This is a genomic window from Deltaproteobacteria bacterium, assembly GCA_016219225.1.
Lineage (GTDB): Bacteria > Desulfobacterota > RBG-13-43-22 > RBG-13-43-22 > RBG-13-43-22 > RBG-13-43-22.
Genome location: JACRBX010000310.1, coordinates 1 through 3521, shown reverse-complemented (window position 1 = coordinate 3521; position 3521 = coordinate 1). Strand labels below are relative to the sequence as shown.

General features: G+C 48.8%; 3 protein-coding genes. All 3 read left to right on the top strand.

Annotated features, from left to right (window positions below; all coding sequences use genetic code 11):
- A partial coding sequence (locus HY879_25035; protein MBI5606610.1) for a sigma 54-interacting transcriptional regulator occupies positions 1-1310 on the top strand: 1310 nt, incomplete at its 5' end.
- 183 nt (positions 1311-1493) lie between these two features.
- Complete coding sequence (locus HY879_25030; GenBank protein MBI5606609.1) at positions 1494-1778, top strand: thermonuclease family protein; 285 nt, start codon at positions 1494-1496, stop codon at positions 1776-1778.
- A 27-nt stretch (positions 1779-1805) separates the two neighbouring features.
- Positions 1806-3521, top strand: a 1716-nt coding sequence (locus HY879_25025; GenBank protein ID MBI5606608.1) for a DEAD/DEAH box helicase family protein, incomplete at its 3' end; no start/stop codon positions are given.

Genomic DNA, 3521 nt, shown 5'->3' with positions numbered 1-3521 from the left:
TATACGGTAATTCGAAGGTTGAAGTTCTTGTAGTCGATCTCGATGACCCGACTGATTATCAAGCGATATTCAAAGGGTTAAGAGCTCATATCCGGGAAATTCAAGAAAAACTTGCGGCGGCGAATTTTTTTATATCCGTAGCATCAGGAACCCCCCAAATGCACGCCTGCTGGGTCCTTTTGGCTGCTGCCGGGGAAATCCCTGCCCAAATCCTTCACGTTCGTCCACCTCATTTTGTCACTAAAGAAAGACCGTTGGTAGGCGAGGTGGATTTAACCACCTCCCAATTCCCAATCGTCCGATTTCAGACAAGAGAGCCATCTGAAAAAGAATATTACGAATCGGATATTGATACGGTAATTATTCAACTTGGCATTGTGGGCGATCATCCTAATATGCATCGTGTCCTTGAGACCGGGGCGCTGTTAGCTCCTTCTAACGCTCCCATCCTTATCTTTGGTGAAACAGGCACAGGGAAGGAACTCTTTGCCCGTTATATTCACCGGCTCAGTGAGCGGCCCAAAGGGCCGTTTGTGCCAATTAATTGCGCAGCGATTCCGGAAGACCTGGTGGAGAGCCTTATTTTCGGCCACAAGAAAGGGGCATTTACCGGAGCAATTACCGATCAACTAGGGAAATTTGATGTCGCCGATAAAGGGACCCTTTTTCTGGATGAACTTGGAGATTTGCCTTTACCGGCCCAGGCCAAATTATTACGAGTTATTCAAGATGGGCAGGTTGAGCCGATTGGTGCTCAAAAACCCCATCATGTCGATGTCCGGATCATCGGGGCCACAAATCGAGATTTGCGAAAGCTGGTCAGACAAGGCAAATTTCGGGAAGATCTTTATTATCGTCTCAATGTCGGGGAGTTGAAACTTCCTCCCTTGAGAGAACGCCGCAGTGATATTCCTAAACTTGCCCTTTATATACTCGACAAAATTAACGGATCGTTACGGAAGGCCAAAAGGCTTTCGCCTGAAGCCCTTTCGAGATTACAAGCCCATAATTGGCTTGGAAATGTCCGTGACTTGGAAAATGTGATTGAACGATCGGCGAGGCTCTGCCGCAAAGATGTTATTGCGGCCGATGATCTTTTAATTTCAGATCCCATTGCTTATGCCGACCCGTTGGAAGCACTCCCAACACCTTATGAAGGTTTTTCCATGGATGAATTTCTGGCCAGCGCAAGGAAGCAGTTGTTATTACGAGCCCTTGAAGCCTCAGTGGGGAACCAAAGCAGGGCCGCTCGCCTGTTGGGAATTACACCCCAGGCGGTACACAAATTTCTCCAGCAGGGAAAGACTTGAATTTAAACCGAGGTTGAAATTAATTTAACTTTGGTTTAAAATTGGGCACATAAAAGCAATGGCCCTGATATTTAAATATCATTTAAAAACAAAAGGATATAAAATTTTTACATTTTTGGCATGCTCATTGCTCTTGTTTGCTCTAAAGGGATCTCAATACCCAAAAAGAAGATAGGAGCAATCATGGCAACATTTAAAGTCAGTTCGATTATCGACGGGGATACCTTTGAGGTTTCACCTAAATGGACATGGAAAGAACAGACGGGTTCACGAGTGCGGCCCACCGGATTCGATGCGCCGGAACTTAATGGATTAGCAGGCCAAGCCGCTAAAGGAAAGCTTTCCGGTTTGATCCTGGGTAAACAGGTTGAATTAGGATCGGCCTACAAAGTTGACCGGGGCCGTGTGGTTTGTGATGTCTATTTGAATGGGAGGAATCTGGCTGATTATTTTCCCGGTTACCAATAATGGATAAAAAACTTCCAAGGAGTGCCGTTGAGAGATCATTCAACTGAAGCAGATGCCAGAATCGTTATCGATGACTTATTAAGACAGGCCAAGTGGGATCCTGCCGATAAATCACAAGTGCTGACCGAGCAATATATCCGATCCTCAAACCTGGCACAAACACATGCGTCTTACCAGAAAGAACCCAGTCGCCTAACCCCGGACGGGGATGAAATTCCGACCGGCAGGGCCGATTATGTGCTCCTGAGCCAGCGCGGCCATCCTCTGGCCATCATCGAGGCCAAGCGTTCGGCCATTGAACCTTATGCGGCGAAAAAACAGGCATTGCCCTATGCCAGGCAGATAGGCTCACCTTTTATTTTTTTGACTAATGGCGAGATTATCTATTTCTGGGATTATGGAAACGATGACGCCCGTATCGTTAATTCCTTCTTTTCCCGCCGCGATCTCGAGCGTCTGGTGGAGATGCGCGCCACCCGTAGGCCCCTAGCCACCATCGAAATCCCGGAATATTATCTTCGCCAGGGTGAAACCCGCCAGGTTCGATCTTATCAGCGGGAATCCATGCAGGCCCTGGACCATGCCGTCGAATTGGGCAAGCGACGTTTCCTGATAGAGCTGCCCACCGGCACTGGAAAAACCGACCTTATAGGTCTATATCTGAAAAGGCTGATCCTTGCCGGTCATGCCGAACGTATACTCTTTCTGGTGGACAGGGACCAACTGGCCAAGCAGGCCATTGAAGCATTCCAGGACATTTTAAGCAACCAATACGGCAGCTATTGGTTGCGTCCCGGTATGGCTTTGCAGCAACAGCAGATCACCGTATGCCTATTACAAACCATGATCGGCCGTTATCCGGAGTTTACCAGCGGCTATTTCGACGTGGTGGTCGCCGACGAATGCCATCGATCCATTTATGGGGCCTGGCAGACAGCCCTGACTCATTTCGATGCCCTGCACATCGGGCTGACGGCAACCCCTTCCCAATATATTGAAAGAAATACCTTTCAGTTCTATCAATGCCGGAACGAACAACCGGATTTTTCTTTTCCAATTCAGGAGGCCTTTGAGCAAAGATACCTGGTGCCTTACAAATTCGCTACCGGTATTACCGTTATTCTGGCCGGGGGGGCGGAAGTGGAGGGGGAAACCTATGATCCGGCCGAGTTCGAACGGAAATGGACCAATGAACAAACCAACCGACTGATGATGAAGGAATTCGACCGTCTCGCCTGGGAAAACTACCAGGAGCTTGCTCCGGGTCAAAAGATCGCCCCGGGTAAAACCATCGTCTTTGCCATTACCAAGCATCATGCTGCCCGGCTGGCCCATTACCTGAACGAACTGCATCCTGAACTTAAGGGGCAATATGCCGAGGTGATTACCAGCGACGTGCCCAATGCCGATGACCTCATTCGTAAATTCAAACGCGAAGAATATCCCCAGGTGGCTGTCAGCGTGGGTATGCTGGATACCGGTTTCGACTGCCGTGAGGTTCTCCACCTGGTCATGTGTCGAAGGGTCCGAAGCCCTATTCTTTACCAGCAAATGCGCGGCCGCGGTACCCGAACGGCAAACCATATTCAAAAACAAAAGTTTGTCATTTATGACTTTTTCGGCAATCACGATTATTTCAACGACAGCGACGCCGAAATTTTTACCGGTATCGGAGGGGGACATGCCCCGAAAGGCGAACAAAAAACATCCAAACACCCTGGTGACCTTGTCGAACTCGGCCTG